This is a genomic window from Pirellulales bacterium (genome assembly GCA_019636335.1).
GTDB lineage: Bacteria > Planctomycetota > Planctomycetia > Pirellulales > JAEUIK01 > JAHBXR01.
Window position 1 is genome coordinate 134459 of record JAHBXR010000007.1, and the last position, 16416, is coordinate 150874.

At 64.2% G+C, this 16416-nt stretch carries 11 protein-coding genes; 7 read left to right on the forward strand and 4 right to left on the reverse strand.

The features are described from left to right. The first annotated feature begins 38 nt into the window (after positions 1-38). Positions 39-608, forward strand: coding sequence for a response regulator transcription factor (locus tag KF708_09310; GenBank protein MBX3412873.1), 570 nt, complete (start codon positions 39-41; stop codon positions 606-608). A 70-nt stretch (positions 609-678) separates the two neighbouring features. Here KF708_09310 and KF708_09315 read toward each other — a convergent pair whose 3' ends face one another. From KF708_09315 to KF708_09330, 4 genes are all read right to left on the reverse strand, one after another. Further along, complete coding sequence (locus KF708_09315) at positions 679-1740, reverse strand: malate/lactate/ureidoglycolate dehydrogenase (protein ID MBX3412874.1); 1062 nt, start codon at positions 1738-1740, stop codon at positions 679-681. 167 nt (positions 1741-1907) lie between these two features. Continuing rightward, a complete protein-coding gene (locus tag KF708_09320) occupies positions 1908-4049 on the reverse strand; it encodes an enoyl-CoA hydratase/isomerase family protein (protein ID MBX3412875.1) in 2142 nt (713 codons plus the stop codon). Positions 4050-4418: 369 nt separating this feature from the next. Further along, positions 4419-5603, reverse strand: coding sequence for a DUF1570 domain-containing protein (locus tag KF708_09325; GenBank protein MBX3412876.1), 1185 nt, complete (start codon positions 5601-5603; stop codon positions 4419-4421). A gap of 191 nt (positions 5604-5794) precedes the next feature. Further along, positions 5795-6346: a heavy-metal-associated domain-containing protein gene (locus KF708_09330; protein MBX3412877.1), complete on the reverse strand. Its 552-nt coding sequence runs from the start codon at positions 6344-6346 to the stop codon at positions 5795-5797. Positions 6347-6653: 307 nt separating this feature from the next. Here KF708_09330 and KF708_09335 point away from each other — a divergent pair, with 307 nt between their 5' ends. The 6 genes from KF708_09335 (at position 6654) to KF708_09360 (ending at position 16282) form a co-directional block, all read left to right on the forward strand. Next, entirely contained in the window at positions 6654-7364 is a 711-nt protein-coding gene (locus KF708_09335; GenBank protein MBX3412878.1) for a HEAT repeat domain-containing protein, read from the forward strand. 459 nt (positions 7365-7823) lie between these two features. Then, complete coding sequence (locus KF708_09340) at positions 7824-9272, forward strand: hypothetical protein (GenBank protein MBX3412879.1); 1449 nt, start codon at positions 7824-7826, stop codon at positions 9270-9272. Positions 9273-9588: 316 nt separating this feature from the next. Then, positions 9589-10836, forward strand: a complete 1248-nt coding sequence (locus KF708_09345; GenBank protein ID MBX3412880.1) for an SGNH/GDSL hydrolase family protein — start codon at positions 9589-9591, stop codon at positions 10834-10836. Positions 10837-10904: 68 nt separating this feature from the next. Next, the gene (locus KF708_09350; protein ID MBX3412881.1) at positions 10905-14339 is read left to right on the forward strand and encodes a HEAT repeat domain-containing protein; all 3435 of its coding nucleotides are present in this window, start codon (positions 10905-10907) and stop codon (positions 14337-14339) included. 201 nt (positions 14340-14540) lie between these two features. After that, positions 14541-15827 (forward strand): aspartate aminotransferase family protein, encoded by a 1287-nt coding sequence (locus KF708_09355; protein MBX3412882.1) that lies wholly within the window; start codon positions 14541-14543, stop codon positions 15825-15827. Then, the gene (locus tag KF708_09360; GenBank protein MBX3412883.1) at positions 15824-16282 is read left to right on the forward strand and encodes a YhcH/YjgK/YiaL family protein; all 459 of its coding nucleotides are present in this window, start codon (positions 15824-15826) and stop codon (positions 16280-16282) included. Before KF708_09355 ends, KF708_09360 begins: the two co-directional genes overlap by 4 nt. The last annotated feature ends 134 nt before the right edge of the window (positions 16283-16416 follow it).

The window sequence follows — 16416 nt, forward strand, 5'->3', positions numbered from 1 at the left end:
TTTACATCGTCGACGACGACGTCGCCGTTCGAGATTCCATGCGCGAGCTCGTTCGCGGAATGGGACTCGCCTGCGAGTGCTTTGCTTCGGCCCAAGAGTTTCTCGAAGCTCGCAACGAAGCGCTCGGCGGGTGCCTGGTGGTCGATTTGCGCATGCCTGGCATGACCGGCATCGAGCTGCAGCGCCTGCTGCGCGAGGCGGGGGATGGCCTGCCCTTTATTTTCGTCACGGGCTTTGCCGACGTGCCCACTTCGGTGCTGGCGATGAAAACCGGCGCCGTCGACTTTCTCGAAAAGCCCTACCAGCCGGCGGAACTGCGCGCGAGCATTCGCCGGGCCATGTCCGAGGATCGGATCCGTCGGCGGCACGCGCAACGCCGCCGGGATCTGGCCGCGCGATTTGCCTGCCTCGATGAAGAGGAACGGGCCGTCCTCGAGCTGCTCTGTCAGGGCGAGCCGATGAAGTCGATCGCCAACCGGCTGTCGATCAGCCTGCGCACGGCACACTCGCGGCGCGCGAGTATCCTGACGAAGACCGACGCTCGCACGCGCGAAGAACTACTGGGCATGTTCGTCGAGCTCAATCAGCTCGAAGGACGCTTCGAGTAAGCGACGTATGCCGGCGCGCGACGTTCTCAACATCATGCGTCTACCGGCCGGGTAACGCAGCTCGAGGCCATCAACCGTCGGCGATGGCCGCTTCGATTTCGCGGGGCGTGAGTCCCACGGTGCGCGCGGCGCCAGTGATTTGCCCCCAGGTGTTGTCGTCGAGCTCGATGCCGTGCGCGAGCCGGGCCGCTCGCGTGCGCTCTTCGAGCTCGCCCGGCAGCAAGATCTCTCCGCCAGGTACCGCCGTACGCGAGCTCTTCACGAAGTCGATATAGCGCCGCACTTCAGCCGCGAACTCATCGCCGGGCTGTAACTGCGCCGGGTCGAGGATAATGGAGAGCATGCCGTTGGCGACGCGGCGCTCGCCGGTGCGACTGCACCCGCCGCCAGTGAGTGCGCCGGCGAGAATCTCGACCAGGATTCCCAGTCCGTAACCCTTGTGTCCTCCGAACGGCAGGATCGCGCCGGGAGGATTCGCGTAAAACACCTGCGGGTCGTCGGTCGGTTGTCCGGCGGCGTCGATGATCGCGCCGGCCGGCACGCGCACGCCTTTGTTCAAGGCTACTTTGATTTTGCCTTCGGCAATGGCGCACGTCGAGATGTCGAGCAGGATCGGCGAGCCCCCGTCCACCGGCACGCCGGCCGCGATGGGATTCGCCGACAGGCGACGCTCGATGCCGCCGAACGGAGCGACGAGGATGCCGCCTCCGTTGGTATTGACGAAGTAGAGCGAGATCATCCCTTCGCGCGCGAGCAGCAGCGGCCAATCGCCGATGCGTCCGAGGTGCCCGGCGTTCTTGAGCGCGATCACCGCGACGCCGTGCCGGCGGGCCTTCTCGAGTCCCAGCCGCATGGTGGCTTCGCCCACGACCTGCCCGAAACCGAAGCGGCCGTCGACGACGGCGAAGGTCTCGGCGTCGAGCACGACCTCGATCGACTGATTGGCCACGACACGGCCGTCGCGCAGCCAGTCGATGTAAGGCGCGACACGGATGACGCCGTGCGAATCGTGGCCGACGAGGTTCGCCTCGACGAGATAGCGGGCGATCTGGTTCGCCTCAGTCTCGTGGCAGCCTGCCTTGTAGAAGATGCTGGCCACGAGTCGTTCGAGGGCCGGTGCGGCAATCAACATGGGATCATCACAATTTCATAGTCCGGTAGAAATAAGATCTTCCAGATCCTCTTGTCGCTGCGCGACACGGACGATTCTCCGACTCTGGGTTGCAGAAGTTGGCGAACTATGGGAGGAGAATCATCCGTGCTACCCGCCTACCCGCCGCGAATTGGGGCAGGCGTTTGCTACGACGACAGGCTTTCGCCCGCGGCGGCCTTGCGCTGGAGGAAGTCGCACGGAGCGTAGACCGCGCCGTGTACCTTGCTCCAGTCGGCCAGCTTGTCGTGGATGTATTTCGCGCCGAGCGAATCGGCGTACTTCATGATGCCGCCGCGGTAGGGTGGAAAGCCCATGCCCATCACGGTCGCCACGTCGATATCCGAGGCGCGGATGGCGATACCTTCATCAAGGCAGCGGCAGGCCTCGTTGATGACGCCGAAGAAGACCCGTTCGACGATCTCCTCGTCCGAGATGTCGAGCGGCTGCGGATTGCCGGCATCGGCACGGGCCTTTTCGACGAGCGCCGCCAACGAGGGGTCGGGCTGGGCGTTCTTGCCGTCGGGGTACAGGTAGTAGCCGCGGCCGGTTTTCTGGCCGAAGCGTTTCTCTTCGAACATGTACTCGACCAGCGTCGAGGCGTAGGAGCGCTCGCGGTAGGCCTCGAGCATGATGCCGCCGGCGAACTTCGCTACATCCACGCCGGCCAGGTCGCCCATGCGGAACGGACCCATCGGCATGCCGAAGTCGTAGATCACCTTGTCGATGCGGTAGGGATCGATCCCGTAATCCACCAGCAGCCCGGCGGCCTGGCCGTAGGGAAAGAAGATGCGGTTTACCAGGAAGCCGATGCAGTTGCCCACGGTGACGGGGGTTTTCTTGAGCGCCTTCACCAGGTTGACGGTTGAGTTGAGGGTCTCGGGGCTGGTGTGCTTGCTGCGTACGATCTCGACCAGCGGCATGATGTGCGCCGGCGAAAAGAAGTGCGTGCCCACGATGCGTGGGGCGGCCTTGGTGTTCTTGCCGATCAGCTCGAGGTCGATCGTCGAGGTGTTCGAGGCGAGGATGCAGTCGGGGCGTACCGCCTTCTCCAGGTCGGCGAAGACTTTCTGCTTCAGTTCGATGTTCTCGACGACCGCCTCGATGACGAGGTCCATCTGATCGAAGCCGGAGTAGTCGGTCTGGCCCTTGAGGCGGCCCAGCATATCATCGTACTTGGCCTGCGCGAGCTTGCCCTTCTTTACGCGCGACGACAGGTTGCCGTCGATGCGTCCGCGGCCTGCCTCGAGATACTCGGGCGTGACCTCTTTCAAGGTGACTTCGATCCCCGCGTACAGGAGAGAGGTGGCGATACCGCTCCCCATGGTGCCGCCGCCGAGGACGGCCGCCTTGCGGATCTGCTTCGGCTCGAGCTTTTGATCGGTGACGCCCGGCACCTTGGCCGCGGCGCGCGAGGCGAAGAACATGTGGATCAAGCCGCCGGCCTGCGGGCTCTCGAGACACTTGATGAAGTTCTCACCTTCGCGCTTGAGGCCGGCCTTGTAGCCCTCGGTGATGCCGCACAGGATCGCGTCGAGGCACAGATCGGGATGGACGAGATTGCGGGCCTTGTCGCCGGCCATCGCCTTGCCCATGTCGACCATCATTCGGGCGGTGTCGGCGTCGGGCAGCTTATCGCTCATTTGCGAGGCCCGCACGCGCTGCAACTTGCCATCGGCCAGCTTGTGCGCGGCTTCGATGGCGGCGGGAATCAATTGGTCGGGTTCGACCAGCTCTTGCAGCACCCCCTGCTCGTGCGCTTCCTTGGCCTTCATGTTCGAACTGGTGAGCATCATCTCGGCGGCCTTTTGCAATCCGACGAGACGCGGCAGACGTTGCGTGCCACCGGCGCCGGGCAGCAGACCGAGTTGCAACTCGGGCAAGCCGACCGAGGCCCGGGTGGTGCCGACGCGGTAATGGCCCGACATGGCCAGCTCGAGACCGCCGCCGAGCGCAAAGCCGTCGATGGCCATGACGACCGGCTTTTCGTTGGCGTCGATATCTTCGAGCGAGTGCTGGAGATCGTCGGCCAGGCCGCCGTCTTTGGCGCTGCCCCCCTTGGCCAGGTGGGCGACGGCTTGCTGCAGCTCACCAATATCGGCGCCGGCGACGAAGTTGTTGTTTGCCCCGTGGATGACCATGGCCCGCACGGCGCTGTTCTTGTTGGCCGCGGTGATGGCGTCGATCAGGCCGCGAACGACGGCCTGGCTGAGCGAATTGACGGGGGGAGAATCGATGGTGATGACGGCGACGTCGCCTTGAACTTCGGAATGGACGGGTGAACTGGCCATGATTTCGCTTCTCAGTGAGTACTAGCCGGGCAAGTGGATTGGATAGAAGTCCGTCATGGTAGGGGCCGCGCCGGGCGGGTTCAATCCCCTGGGAACCAGGACTTCCCGCCCCGGGGGATCCTAAGTTCGAGAGAAACTAAGGAACACTGATTTGCACTAATCGACACTAATGATGGATTAACGGGAATTCGTGTCGATTAGTGTTCCGTTCCTCCCAACCTGCTGTACTGACCACAAGGCCAGCGAGGAGAAGTGGCACCGGCGTTCTGGCCTGTGCGGAATCGGGCGAGGGCGGATCGGAGCTTTTGCCGAGCAGCACAGGCTGGCAGCCTGTGCCACTTTGCATGAATAGATTCGCTGGAAAAGTCCTCAGCGGACTTTGCTCATGTAGCGGAGGAACTCGGCGTCGAGTTCTTCGAGCGGGCCGAAGATGCGTTTGAACTCTTCGAGACGCTGGCCTGGCTCGTCGCGCCCCAAACGCGGCTTGGCCGACAACAGCCGCATGTATTCGTGAAATTCGTTGGGCCGCTGTCGGATCAGAAAATAGGTCAGCGCCCAGGCCTCGGAGTAGGCGTCGCCGGCGGTCTGCGGATCGCGCAGCTTGTCGTCGCCGGTGACGAGCGCGGCGAGCGAATCGCTGTCGCGGTTTGGTACATAGCGACGGAAGCCGTCCAGACGGTGCCAGTTGATGCCGCCGATGTTGCGCCAGCCCGAGCGACTCGAAAGATCGGGCGTTTCGAAATAAACCGCGATTCCTTCGCTGACCCAGAGTGGAATATCCGAGTAGCGCGTCTGCAGCCCGCAGTTGAAGGCGATCTGGTGAGTGGCCTCGTGTACGATCGTGGCCACGGTGCGTTCCGCTTGTGGGCGAGCGAGCATGGCATTGATCTGCGCGGCCGTAGCGCGGCGGTCGCCCGGCTGCCGCAGCGTTTCGATGCCGGTCAGATCGAACGTGGTGATGCGATTCGTGCGAATGCTGTAATAGCCGGCGACGGCGGGGGCGGCGCCTCCCAACTCGGGCTCGGCGAATTTGATGTACGCCTGCCGATTGGCAAAGATTACCGCCACCAGCGGAAACTCGGGCTCGACGACGTCGAAGCCTTTGCGCTGCCAGTAGTTGGTAAAGGCCATGTAGAGACGTTCGAACAGTGCGCCGGCCCATTGCGCGAACACACGTGACGTGTCGTAACAGATCACGTAGTGATTCGTCTTGTGGATTTGAAATCCCGGCGGGAGCTCGGCCAGCACGCGGCGCCCGACCTCGTCGGCCGAGAGGGGCTTGAACTCGGCGTCATCCTGGCGACGTTCGACCAACTGCTGGGCATCGATCGCCCAGGTCGCGCCATCGTCCGATTGAAACAGCAGGCCTCCCTGTTGCAATTCGGTCAGCACGCGCCCGCTCAGTTGAAGCTGGTCGTCCTCGTGTCGGAAGAGCACGTGGTCGACCCCCCAGGCCACTGGCGTCCCGGCGCAAATCGCCGCCAGACCCAGCAACAGGCAGGCGATCGACGCTCCGCAACGACGCGCAGGGGGCAGAGATCGAATCCACAGCATACGCAGGCGACCGCTCGGTAAGGCGACGAACGCGGGATGAACGTTGGGCGATTGCGAGCAACCGTCCGACGCCGAGACTCGTTCCAGGGTATCAGATGACGTCGAGCTTGGCGCACGCGGCGCGCAGAAACGGCGCGTCTGCGCTCTCCCCGTGGGAAGAAGCTTCGCCAATGGCCGGCAGGCCCGACGTCCTACTTGCGCACCAGCTTGCCGCTGAAGCCCGCCTTGTGCAGGGCCTCGCGCATCTGGGCCACCGAGAGCTCCTTGCCGGTCAGCGTGACGGTCCGCTCGTCGACATCGCAATCGACGGCCACGACGTCCGTCAGATCGGTGTAGCCCTGGACCACTCCCTTGGCGCAACCGCCGCAGCAGAGATGCACTCCCTCGAAGACGATGCGATCGGCCTTGAGTTCGGGCTCGATCTTTTCGGTCGGTACGGTGAGCTTCTTATCTCCTTGCGTGGCCGTGGCAAAGAAGCCGGCCTCGGCCATCGCGCCGAGCGCTTCCTGGGTCTTTTCGTCACTGGGCGAAAGGAACCGCGCCGAAGCCGTCTTGCGATCGACTTCAATCTGCTCGATGCCTTCGACCGAGCTCAGGGCATCGGTCAGGTCGTTGCTGCACGTCTTGCAGCAGAGGTGCATGTTCTCGAGCTGGACGGGAGTGCGATCGGCAGCTCCGACGCTCGTTGCCCCGAAGAGCAGAACCAGGCAGGCCAGCGCGACACAACGAGAGCGAAATAACATGGGGACACCTCGGGGGCCGAATGGCGATGAAGAAGCGTGAAAGGGGCGTACGAGCGACGCTAGCGTCGAGTCTACGGCTCGTTCGTTCCAAAGGTCAACGTCAATCACCATCGCGGGCGATGAACTCGCGATGAACTTCGCCGCCGATGATTAGTTAAAGCGCCGGTCTTGCGCAGATTGTGATGGCGAAAGTTTGCTCGAAGACTCGTCTTGGAGCGCGCGGATTGAGTCGATATAGTCCCCGGCCACTCCCCTTCGGGAGGAAGGCTTCTTCCACGTCCTCACGTCCTTCGAAGCCCGAGTGATAATGTTGCGTTTCACCAGCGATCGCTGGATCGTGCCTGTCGTCTGCCTCGTCATCCTCTTCGGTGGTGGTTGCGCCGATACGCGCAACAAGATGCGCCATTCGTGGAAGAAGACCTTTGGCTACGTCGACGATCATCCGAATCGGCCGGCCATCCAGTCGCCGAACGAGCGCGTGGTCGAATTGCGCGAACTGGGCAAAGAAGCGCCCAAGCGATCGCAGGAAGAGCAGGAAGAAGTGTCGGCGAATTTGGCCAAGGCGATTCGCACGGAGCTCGACCCCTTCATGCGGGCCGAGATCGTGCGGGCGTTGGCGAATTTCCAGACCGGCTCGGCCACGGCCGTGCTCGCCGCGGGGCTCAACGATCCCGATTCCGAAGTGCGCATTGCCTGTTGCGAGGCCCTGGGCAAACGGGGTGGTCCGGCCTCGGTCCAGGCGTTGGGAGAGGCGTTGACGAACGACACGGATATCAACGTGCGGCTCGCCGCCGCGCGCGGGCTGGGCGAAACCAAGGATCCCGGAGCCATCAAGCCCCTGGGAGTCGCGTTGGAAGAGAACAATCCCGCCATTCAATTGCGGGCTGTCGAGTCGTTGCGTTTGGTCTCGGGCAAGGAATATGGCAACGACGTAGAGTCCTGGCGAGCCTTTGCCGCCGGTCGCGAGCCCGCCCCTTACACGCCCACCGTCGCGGAGCGGCTCCGCAACCTCTTCTAGCTCTTGCTGGCTTTCTGCCTGCTAGCATCCGTCGTGGAAATAGCGAAGACCTGCGAACTGCGTCTGCCGTGCCGGGGCGTTACGGATAGCCAACTCGACGCAGTTGCCGCCCCCGCTAGCATCTCGTGTGCGGTCGCAAGAAAAGCCTCGGCGTCGCCTTGGGTTCGTCCGACGAAACGGCCGATATGACAGCTACGACGACCGCGCGAACCGCGCCCGCGCAGACGGTTTGCCCCGACCGAGCGGTTCATTCCCGACTCGGTTCGGATGGCGTCCCCCCGCGTAGCGTTTAGCGCCGGTCGTGTACGCCCAGATTTGCCCTCCTGACGGGGACTCGCACGCCGCCGCGAGCTCCACACGCCGTTCGAATAACCTGCCGCCGTAGCCACGCCTTGCCGGTGACCACCAGGTCGAGCGACGTTCCCCGTCTGCCAGATGCCACAACCCAGTGAGTTGGAAATGGTTCGCACCGCCCTGCACCTGTGCGTAGGCACCGCTGTTGTTTGCGTGGCCCTGGTTGGCGACGCGCTGGCCCAAGGCCGTATGCCGGCGATCAACGATCTGCGTCCGATCGACGCGGCGGCCAAGCGTTTGGGAGTCCCCGGCCGCCCCGAGACCGCGGCCGGGGGCGAAGGGATGACGGCAGAAGATGCCGAGCAGATCGATCCGGCCCTGCTCAAGCTGCGTGAAAAGGTGCGCCGGGCGCTCGCGCTCTACTACCCCCGCAACCTGAACTCGCGCGACCATAATCCGTGGGAGGTGATGCACCAGATCATCGCCTACGGCGTGAACACGAACCTCTTGAAAGGGGGACCGAACGGCGAATCGGTGAATGCCATCGCCTATGTCTGCTGGAACAACCCCTGTGCGGGCAAACGCCTGCTCGAGCTCCGCGGCGACCGTATCAATGCCGCCAAGGGGCCGCAGGTACAAGGGCATCACGGTCAGTTTGTCGGCATGCTGGCGCAAAGCCGCGTGCCGATCGACTACCCGATGCGCAGCGGCGATCGCGAATTCACCGTGGCCGATCTCGTCGAGACCGAGAAGCTGACCTGCCGCTCGGGCGAAGAGCTCACCTTCAAGCTGATCGCCATTTCGCACTACTGCGATCTGGACGTCACCTGGAAGAACGATCAGGGGCAGGCGTGGGATATTCCCCGCTTGCTACGCGAGGAGATCGCCGCTCCGGTGAAGAAGATGAGCACCTGCGGTGGCTCGCACCGCTTGTTCTCGGTGGCCTATCCCGTGCGCAAGCTGATCAAACGCGGCGACCCGATCGAGGGTGAATTCCGCCGCGCCCAACTTCACACGCAGAACTACATCCGCTGGACCCTGAAGCTGCAGAACTCGGATGGCTCGATGAGCACCGAATGGTTCGAGGGACGCGGTTCGAATCCCGACCTGGATCGCCGCATCAAGACCACGGGGCATATTCTCGAATGGCTCGGTTTTGCCATCGATGACGAGCAGGTGGGGGATCCCCGCGTGATGAAGGGGTTCAATTATCTGTCGAACATGCTGCTCGAGAATCGCAAGCGTCAGTGGGAGATCGGTTCCGTCGGACACGCGCTGCACGCCCTGGCGATCTACGAGGAACGCATCACGAACTTGGCGAAGGAATCGGACGAGCAGGCTCCGCTGATCACGCGCCCCGAGGAACCGACGCCGGGGCTCGACCTGCAGGATGCGGTGGAAAAGGCGATCGCCCGACCGGCTCGAGAGGTCATCGAAGAGCCGACCGCCGGCGTGCGGGACGAAGAAGAATCGAGCGTCGATCTGACCGAGGACGAAATGCCCCAGCTCCGCACCGCGAACCGCGCCAAGAAGATGGTCAAACCAGCGGCGCCCCAGGGGCAGCGTCGGATGAACCGTCCGACGGTCGAAGGCCCCTCGTTCGGACGTCCGTAATCGAGAACCGAAACGCCTCTCGGCCGCACTCGGCCTGGTAGGCCGTTCACCTGGCCGAGGGAGGCAGCGCCAGCGTCGCGCTGCCTCGGGGCGGAGGGGGATCATCGTTCGCGGCGGTAGTCCCTTGTTTCGACGGGCGTGGAATGGCGCTCGAGCCGGACCACTCGTCTCGCACCGCGCTCGACGGCCACGTCACGGCCGATTACATTGGGCACCAGGAAGCCCCCCGCTCGGGAATCGTTTTCGCCCCGAGCCCCCGCCCTTTGACTCGTGTGCCCTGCGAGGCGCGCGGTCCATTCCCCGCGGAGAATCCCTGGTGATCTCATGGCTGCAACGGGGCACGCTCGCGCTGGCCGGCGTGATCCTCGCCCTGCCCCTTTCGACCGCCCTGGCCGAACCCTTCGATCTGGCCGATGGCGAACGCGTGGTGCTGATCGGTGGCACCTTCGCCGAACGCGCGCAACAGCACGACTACATCGAAGCGGCCCTGACGGCACGTTTTCCGGGACGGAAGCTGGTCTTCCGCAATCTCGGCTGGAGTGGCGACACCGTCTGGGGCGATTCGCGAGCCGGCTTCGAGACTCGCGCCGAGGGCTACCGGCGCCTCGTCCAGCACGTGCTCGAGCTGGACCCCACGGTAGTGCTCGTCGCCTACGGCGCGAACGAGTCGTTTGCCGGCGCGGAAGGACTTCCCGACTTCGTTGCCGGTCTCGATCGGCTATTGAACGATCTCCGCGATACGGGGGCACGCTTCGTCTTGTTGTCTCCCACGCGACAGGAACATTTTGCGGCGCCGCTTCCCGACCCCACGGCACACAATCGCGATCTGCGTCTGTATGGGCGCATGCTGGAGGTCGTGGCGGGGCAGCGTGGCTATCGCTATGTCGATCTTTACTCGCTGATTCCCGATGGCCACGCCGAGCAGCCCCCCTGCCCTCTCACGGACAACGGCCTGCACTACGCGGCCTATGGCTACTGGCGCGCGGCGAATGCGTTGCTGCAGGACCTCGAGTTGACGCCGGGCGCCTGGTCGCTCGAGATCGATGCCGATGGCGAAGAACTGGTGGCTAACGGAACGACGGCCACCGACGTGGCACGCGAGTCTGGCTCGATCCGGTTCACGCTGACCGACGCGCATCTGCCGTCGGCCGCGCTCCCCGACGAGGCACGGGCCTGTGGCCGTCCCGTCGGCGTCACGCGCACCGTGCGGGTACGCGATCTGCCTGCCGGCAAGCACACGCTCAAGATCGATGACGCGGCGGTCGTTACCGCCCGTGCCGAAGAGTGGGCCGCTGGCGTGAATCTTGAGGCCGCCCCTGAGTTGGCGCAGGCCGAGGAATTGCGCCGCGCGATCCTGGCCAAGAACGAGCTCTATTTCCATCGCTGGCGGCCGCAGAACGAGACCTATCTGTTCGGCTTCCGCAAATACGAACAAGGACAAAACGCGCAGGAGGTGCCGAAGTTCGATCCGCTGGTGGCCGAGGCCGAAGCGAAGATCGTCGAACTCGCACAGCCGAAACCCCACCGCTACGAGCTGGTGGCCGAAAGTGAGGTGAGCGAGTGAGTAAGCCCATCCTGACAAGTTTCCGCCGTAGGCGTGGCACTGTTGGCTTGCCCAGCAGTGGAGCCTTGATGTGTGCATTTACCATGGCCTACTGCCTGGGGCTAACATCACCGGCTCTAGCTCAGCGCGAATTGAAGGATATTCCCGATCCCGATCCGCGGATCGAGCTCGAGTCGTTCCAGGTGGCCGAAGGGTTCGAAGTGAATCTCTTCGCCGCCGATCCGGCCATCGCCAAGCCGATCCAGATGAACTTCGACTCGCAAGGCAGGCTGTGGATCGCCAGCAGCGAGGTCTATCCCCAGATCGCTCCCGGCCAGGAGCCGGTCGATCGGATTCTCGTGGTCGAGGACATCGACGGTGATGGACGCGCCGACAAGACCGATGTCTTCACCGACGGGCTGCTGATTCCCACCGGCGTCGAGCCGGGGGATGGCGGAGTCTATGTCGCCAACAGCACCGAGCTGCTCCACTTCCGCGATACTGACGGCGACGGCCGTGCCGATCAGCGCCGTGTCATGCTCTCGGGCTTTGGCACGGAAGATACGCACCACATCCTGCACACGTTGCGCTGGGGCTACGACGGGCTACTCTACTTCAACCAGTCGATCTACATCCATAGCCACATCGAAACCCCCTGGGGCGTGCGCCGACTGAACGGCGGCGGCATCTGGCAGTATCAGCCCGAGAGCGGCAAGCTCGAAGTCTTGATGAAGGGCTTGTGCAATCCCTGGGGGCATCACTTCGATCGCTTTGGCCAGTCGTTTGCGACCGACGGTGCTGGTGGCGAAGGGGTGAACTACGTGATGCCGGGCGCGGTCTACTTTACTTCACCCGGCGCGGTGCGCACGTTGCATGGTCTGAACCCCGGCAGCCCCAAGCATTGCGGCATCGAGCTGGTCGATGGTCGCCACTTGCCCGACGATTGGCAGGGCAACGTCATCACGAACGACTTCCGCGCGCACCGCGTGTGCCGTTTCGTGCTGGGCGAAGAGGGGGCCGGTTACTCGTCGACGCAGCAGACCGAGTTGATCAAGACCGAGAATGTGGCCTTCCGACCGATCGACGTGAAGCTGGGGCCCGACGGCGCCATCTACATCGCCGACTGGTACAACCCGATCATTCAGCACGGCGAAGTCGATTTCCGCGACCCACGCCGCGATCATACGCACGGCCGCATCTGGCGCGTGACGGCCAAGGGTCGACCGACCGTCGAACGTCCGAAGCTCGTCGGCGCGACGATTCCCGAATTGCTTGATCACTTGAAGTCGCCCGAGTCGTGGACGCGACATCACGCGAAGCGCGTCTTGCGCGAGCGTGGTCGCGAGGTGTTACCCTACCTGGCCTATTGGGTCGATGGTCTGGACAAGGCCGACGCCCAGTACGACAACCAACGGCTCGAGGCTCTGTGGGTCTATCAGGCGTTCGATACCGTGCAGCCCGAGTTGTTGGCGGCGCTCTTGGAATCGAGTCAGCCGCAGATTCGTGCCGCGGCGACGCGCGTCGTGGCGCACTGGGGCACGCGTTTGCCGAACACACCGGATCTGTTGGCGGCCCGAGCGGCCGATGAACATCCGCGCGTGCGGCTCGAGACGTTGCGTTGCCTGGGGCAGATTCCGACCTCCCGCTCGGTCGAATTGGCCGCGAGTATCCTGTCGCGCCCGATGGATCGCTTTCTCGACTATGGTCTCTGGTTGACGGCTCGCGAGTTGGAGCCGGTCTGGCTGTCCGAAGTGCTGGCCGGACGCCGCCCGATCGCCGATGCGAATCCATTGGCCTTCTTCTTGCTGGCCTCGGACGATCGCCGAGTGGTCGAGCCCTTGGTGGCCATGATTCGCGCGGGTGAGGTGCCCCAGTCTCGCGAAGAGGAAGTGCTGAAGCGCGTGGCGGCCCATGGCGATGCCGCGGCTTTGGGCGTGGTGCTGGACCGCGTTCTGCCTGTGGATTTGCCCCTAGGCGATGCTCGACAGCGCGTGTTGGACGATGTAGTCAAGGCGACTCCGCAGCGCGGCGTCCGTCCGGGCGGCGATCTGAATCGCGTCGGCGAGTTGTTGCAGTCGAACAGCGAATCGTTGGCGTCGGCGGCCGCCCGGGCCATCGGCACCTGGCAGCTCAAAGAGCTGGCGCCGAAGCTGGGCGAGATCGTACGTGCCAAGGAGACGGGCCTTACCTTGCGGCGCGCGGCCATCGATGGCCTGTTGCCCCTGGGCGACCCCGGCACGGTCGAACTGCTCAAAGGCCTCACGTCGAACGACTACAAGGCGCGCGTGCGTGGCATGGCGATTGTCGGCCTGGCGGCCGTCGATTTGCCTGCCGCGGTCGAGGCGGCGGTGGCGCTCTTGGTGGCCGATGCCGAAGACAGCGAACGATTCGACGTTGAAGGACTCTTCAACGCGATGCTCGAACGTCAGGAAGGTCCGGCCCTGTTGGCGGCGGCCCTGTCGGGCAAGTCGATCAAAGCCGATCGTGCGCAAACCGGACTGCGGCTGGCCCGCACGCGCAAGGCCGATCCCGCGCTCATCGCGGCGCTGGAATCGGCCGGCGGCGTCACGGCCGAGCCCCGCACGCTGACCGAACGCGAACTGAACGAGCTGGTCTCCGACGCCGTGCAGCGGGGCGATGCCGCGCGAGGCGAGTCGATCTACCGTCGCGCGCAGCTCAATTGCATCAAGTGCCACGCTATCGGCGGCGCCGGCGGCGTGGTAGGCCCCGACCTGGTCAGCATCGGCGCGAGCGCGCCGGTCGATTACCTCGTCGAATCGCTCATCCTGCCCGGCAAGGCCGTGAAGGAAAACTACCACTCGGTGGTCGTGAGCACCTCGGACGGTCGCTTGTTGACCGGCATCAAGGTGCGCGAGACGGCCGACGAGTTGGTTCTGCGCACGGCCGACGACGAAATCATCACGCTGGCGACCGCCGACGTCGACGAGCAGGCGCCGGGCGGATCGCTCATGCCGGTGGGGCTCGTCGATCCGCTCTCGCGCGACGAGCTGGTCGACCTCGTGCGATTTCTTTCCGAACTGGGCAAGGTCGGTCCCTACTCGATCGGTCAGGCCAAGCTCGTGCGTCGCTGGGAGAAGCTCGAAGCGAGCGAGGAGTCGTCGCGCTTCCTGTCCGAGCATGGCTGCAGCGCCGTGGCCAATGGCGGTATGAGTTCGTTGGCTTGGACCTCTGCTTACAGCCAGGTAAGTGGCGACTTGCCGCTGGCCGAGTTGACCCCCGTCGATCAGGGCGAGGGGAAACCGGCGGTGAGCCTCTTGCGATTCGACTTCGACGTCTCGACTGAGGGTGCCGTACGCTTGCACTTGAATTCGCCCGCTGGCGTGACCATGTGGCTCGACGGAGTCGAACACACGCCCGAGGCCGAGATGACGCTCGAGCTGGCCGCCGGCGCGCACCAGGTGCTGGTGGCCGTCGATCGCCAGCAGCGCAACGATGCCTTGCGGATCGAGCTGATCGACCTCGAAAGCTCGCCAGCCCGGGCGCAGCCGCGCGTGGGCAAGTAAGCCCGCCCGGTTCAGGGCAAACGGGTTCATCCGCAGAGACGCGCCGAGGAACGCAGATAGCTTGCGATGGTGTTTTTTGCCATCGGGCATAGCACATTGCCTCCCATCCGCGTAATCTGCGAACACGTTGGATAAGCTTCTCTGGGCTCGGGTCGCGCGGCAAACCGATGCGGGCCCCTTCTTGCGCGCGAAAGGATCGCGATGGCGTCATACCGCGAGCGTTCGCTGGCTGTCTTTCCGGCTGGCTCGAATGGCGAGTTCAACTTCACCGAGGAGCTGACACGTGTCTTTCACCGGGGCGAAGGCTGCCGGCTGTGGGACACCGAGGGACGCGAGTATCTCGATTTCTCGCTGGGGTGGGGATCGGTGCTCGTGGGCCATGCGCGTCCCGAGGTGGTCGAGGTCGTGCAGCGCCGGGCGCCGCTCGGCTCGAATTTTTCCTACATTACGGAAGAGACCCTGCTGCTGGCCGAAGAGATCGTGCGCGTCAGTCCGGCCTGCGAGCGGATTCGCTTTTGTGCGTCGGGCACCGAGGCCACGATGTACTGCCAGCGGCTCGCGCGGGCTTTCACCGGTCGAGCGAAACTGCTCAAGTTCGAAGGGGCCTATCACGGCGCCAATGAAGTCGGCGTGACGAGCCTCTTTCCCAGTGGCCAGACTCCCTTTCCAAGTCCCGAGCCCTCGAGCGCGGGCATCGCGGCGCTGGTCGACGAGACCGTCCTCATCGCCCCGTTCAACGATCTCGAACGCACGGCCGCGGTGGTCGAAGAGCACGTGCGCGACCTGGCGGGCATCATTGTCGAGCCGTTGCAGCGCTGCGTGCCCCCGCTGCCTGGTTTTCTCCAGGGACTGCGCGAGTTGGCGACTCGTTACTGCGTGCCGCTCGTCTTCGACGAAGTGGTGACCGGTTTCCGGCTCGCCTACGGCGGGGCGCAAGAATACTACGGCGTGGCGCCCGACCTGGTGGCGTATGGCAAAGCGCTTGGCGGGGGGTATCCGATCGGGGCGTTCGGCGGCCGGCGCGAGATCATGGATCAGGTGCGCGAGGATCGTCTGGGACAGCCGGATTATGTCTGGACGGCTTCGACGCTCGGAGGCAATCCGATCTCGGCCGCGGCGGCCCGGGCGGCGCTGGGCGTTTTCCGTCAGCCGGGTACGTACGAGCGGCTGCACGCGCTCGGCAGATACTTGCGGGCTGGCTTGGACGAAGTGCTGGCGGCGTTCGATCTGCCGGCGCAGATCATCGGCGACGGGCCGCTGGCACAAGTCGTCTTCTCGCGCGAGCCGGTTCGCGATTATCGTTCCACGCAGCGGGGAGATCGCGCCCTGACGCGTCGGCTGATGCTCGAGCTCTTCGCACGCGGTATCTTCCTCAACCCCATGGGGACGAAGCTCTATCTTTCCGTGGCGCACGACGAAGCGGTGTGCGACGATTTCCTGACGCGGTTTCGTGCCGCCCTGACCCACGTGCTGGAGACCGGACGATGATTCTCGACAGCCTCTCGCAGGCCGAACGCTACTCGAAGTGGATGCCTTCGCTGAAAATGGGGTTCGGTTTCATCATCGGTCAGGCGCGGGCCTCGCTCGCCCTGGGCAAGCACGAGATCGACGGGCAGCGGGCCTACGCCATGGTCGCCAAGTACGACACCCGCGACTACGAGAGTGCCGAGCCCGAGGCCCATCGCCGCTACCTCGACATCCAGTACCTGATTTCCGGTCGCGAGACGATCTATTGGACTCCGCTCGACGAGACCGGCAAGGTGACGCAGCCGTATGACTCGGAACGGGACATCATCTTTTTCGAACGGAACGCCCGGGCTCGCCCCTTCGAGCTGGCGGCGGGTCACTTTGCGATCTTCTTTCCCGATGATGCCCACGAGCCCAACTGCCACGCCGGCGACCCTGCGCCGGTACACAAGGTGGTGGTGAAGATACTTCTTTAGGGGGAATCCGTGGTTGTCAAGAAAAATTGGCACTGGGTTTGCTTTCATTGATAGCCGTTGCCTGACGGCAACTGACCGGGGCCGAAACAGAGAAGAGCATGTTGCCGGGGCCGGTCACTGGAAGAGGTTAGTGC